The sequence below is a fragment of the Rubrivirga sp. genome (assembly GCF_049648075.1).
Classification (GTDB): domain Bacteria; phylum Bacteroidota; class Rhodothermia; order Rhodothermales; family Rubricoccaceae; genus Rubrivirga.
In genome coordinates this window covers 1-3031 of record NZ_JBARYR010000320.1, presented here as the reverse complement: position 1 = coordinate 3031, position 3031 = coordinate 1, and the positions used below count along the sequence as shown (strand labels likewise).

Below are 3031 nucleotides of genomic sequence, written 5' to 3'. Positions count from 1 at the left end.
GGATGACGCGGTCGCCTTTGGCGGCGAACGCGCGGGCGGTCGCCGCGCCGATGCCGGCGGAGGCGCCGGTGACCAAGACGGTGAGGGGCATGGGGTCGAAGATCTCGAAGCGGTCCGAACGGGCTCGGCCGCGCGTCGGTCCCGCCCTCGAGGACGAAACCCGGAGGACGCCGTGATCCCTCGGCGGCCCGCTCTGCGGACGGTTGGACGGCGGGCGACCCGCCAATCACAAACCCCCGACTCCGATGAAACGATTTCCCTTCCACGTCCTGATTGCCGTGGCAGCCCTGGCCCTCGTGGTCACGGCGTTCACCGTGCCACCGGCCGAGCCCTCCGCCAAAACCCCTCACGTCCGCGTCATCGAAGCCGGCGCCTACGTCGCCACCATCACCCAGAAGCGGTCCGGAGCCACGATCGTCCTCGAGCCCGTACGCGGCGCCCGGCCGGCGTGGCGCGCACCGCTCGTCTCGGGCGGACTCATGATGGCTCGTGGGAACGTGTGCGAGCGAGCGCCCGACGGCTACACCCACGTCGAGTGGACCCTGTTCGACTTCGAGATGACCGGTGAACAGTTCGGCACCCCGGTCTACATGGGGGACGCCCCCAACGTCGCCCTCGAGGACGTGGCCGGCTTCGCGCTCCAATCCGAGGACGGGAGTTCGTGGATCATGGTCTGCGACGGGATGCCGATGCAGAACGAGACCGGCGAGGACCCGCCCAAGGAGGACCCCGATGGCGACGAGGAGCCGCCGGCCGACGACGACGGAGGGGACGAGGAGCCGCCGGAAGAGGGCGACGGCGACGGCGACGGCCTCTGCGTCGGAATCGTCAACCCGTGGACGGGCGAATGCACCCCGGACGTCCGCGACCCGTGGGAGGGTGAGCGGTCCGGCGAGCAGATCGTCCTATCGATCTAGCGGTCCCGGCCTCGAGGGCGACATCCGTCCTCGAGGCCGTTCCTGCATGTGACAATCAGCATCGAGGACGAGGCTCCTGGGGAAGAACGCCCACTCGGATCCAGAGTGAGACCGCTTCTCGCCCCAGCGCCCGCTGGCACCGCGGCCGTGTTCGGCCTCACGGCGTCCAGTGCGCCTGGCCCGCCCTCAACCGCGACGTCGTCCTCGAGGACGCTGCCGAAGGACCTGCCGGCGCTAGAGCGCTTCCGGCCCGACCCAATCCAGGTGCATCGGCGTCCGCAGCATCTGGCCGGTCATCCGCCGCGGCGTGAGGTACTGCGACCGGGGCTCGATGTCGATCGCGCTGCGCGAGTGCGGCACGAAGGCACCTTCAGCGCCCTCGATGGACATCGTCCGAAACGGACCCGACTCCATCGACAGGACGACTTCGTAGGTCCCGGGTGTCACGTCGTCGAGGGTCCAGTTTGGCGCGTTGGCCTGCTGGTACCCGAATCGGTCGCGCCCCTCGGGTGCGTAGAGGCGGTAGTCGACGCGAGCCCACGAGTCGTAGGACCCGTCCGCGGTCCCGTATCCCCACGCGACCTCCTGTCCGTCTCGCCGGACCGAGACCTCCGTCGTCTGCTCCCCCTGCGGCTCGTCGCGGCGGAGCCACGTGTGGAACTCCATGACGTAGTCGGTCCGCTCGGGATCGTGGATAAAGTACCCGTGCGTGCGCCACGGTCCATCGAGGCGCGTCGCGGGAGTGGGATCGAACGGGTCTCCGCTCTCGACCACCTCGGCCGTAAACGGGACGCTCGCGACAGTCAGACCGCCGACCTCGGCCTCGAGGACGTACGCCCCACTCTCCGGTACGGTCAAGGACCCGCCCCGAGCGGCGACCTCCACGACGGCGGGAGACCCCGTCGGACCTGCGTGCCACAGGTCCGTGCTTTGGACCTCACGCCCGCCAGCGACGCGCAACACGTAGCGACCTCGAACGGCGCCATCAGCAAACCCTGTGGGAGGGAACAGGAGGAAGTAGTCAGCGGGGGAGGCGAGTCGAAACTCGGAGCCCTCTACCCAGAAGCTCGTCTCGAGGAAGACGCCGAGATCAAACGCTGGGGCCGGCCCCGTCCGAGGCGCAGAAGTGCCACTCTGCTGAACCTCGCTCGCGGATTCTGTGACTGGGTTCATGGTCTGGCCGAGGAGGGACGTGAGCTGGGCATCCGCCGAGCACGCCGTCAGGAAGACCGCGAGAGCGATGGCAATGAATGGAGCGCGCATTGACAGGAGAGGTGGTTCTCCTCTTCCTCCGCGAAACGCCACCAAGAGAGGGCCACTCCCCGGACACGGGTTTCTGAACAGCCCAGCGCGCGTGCAGTAGCCAGCTATGGGGCCTCCAACGCCTCGATCCGCTCTCGGACGAGCTCTGCCGTCGGCAGATCGGGACCGAAGGAAGCCTCGTAGGCCGCGAGACTCTCGCGGAAGACGCGCAGCGCTTCTCCCCCTCGCCCGACCTCGACGAGCGCTTGACCGAGGCCGTTGAGCGCGCCTGCCGAGAACGCGTTCGTCGGCGTACCGAACACGGCCTCGAACTCGTCGGCCGCTGCCCGATAGAGACGGACGGCACCCGATGCGTCACCGCGCTGGTTGGCGATGTACGCCTGCTTGACAACGATGTTGGCGCCCTCGACGGCGGGCGTTCCGTGGCTCGAGCGGGCGGCCTCGAGGCCTCGCTGCAGCACGACCGCCGCCTCGTCATACCGCTCTGCGGCCATTTGCGCGCGGGCGTACTGGTCGTAGTAGTACGCCATGAACGGGTAGTCTGGCCCCTGCGTACGGATCAGACGGTCGATGACGTCGGCGATGACCGGGATCGCCTCCTCCGCTCGCCCCCGGCCACGCTGGATGGACGCGACCAAAACGGCGTGATCGAGCGTGTTCGGGTGGTCGGGACCCAGCGTCGCGCTCGAGATCGCATGGGCCTCCCGGGCGTAGGGGAGCGCCTCGTCGTACCGCTCTAGATTGCGCAGGAATCCAGCGAAGCTGTTGAGGCCGATGGGGACGGACGGGTGCTCCGGTCCGTACACCACTCTCCGGACGGCCAGCATCTCGACAAAAATGGCCTCCGCCGC

General features: G+C 68.6%; 3 protein-coding genes. 1 reads left to right on the top strand and 2 read right to left on the bottom strand.

The annotated features are described in order from the left end of the window. The first annotated feature begins 245 nt into the window (after positions 1 to 245). On the top strand, positions 246 to 917 hold the full coding sequence (locus WBA11_RS09610) for a hypothetical protein (RefSeq protein ID WP_424520482.1): 672 nt from the start codon (positions 246 to 248) through the stop codon (positions 915 to 917). A 234-nt stretch (positions 918 to 1151) separates the two neighbouring features. Here the strand turns inward: WBA11_RS09610 and WBA11_RS09605 are convergent, their stop codons facing one another. Both WBA11_RS09605 and WBA11_RS09600 read right to left on the bottom strand, forming a co-directional pair. Beyond that, positions 1152 to 2180, bottom strand: a complete 1029-nt coding sequence (locus WBA11_RS09605; RefSeq protein WP_424520481.1) for a hypothetical protein — start codon at positions 2178 to 2180, stop codon at positions 1152 to 1154. A gap of 104 nt (positions 2181 to 2284) precedes the next feature. Further along, a partial coding sequence (locus WBA11_RS09600) for a tetratricopeptide repeat protein (protein WP_424520480.1) occupies positions 2285 to 3031 on the bottom strand: 747 nt, incomplete at its 5' end.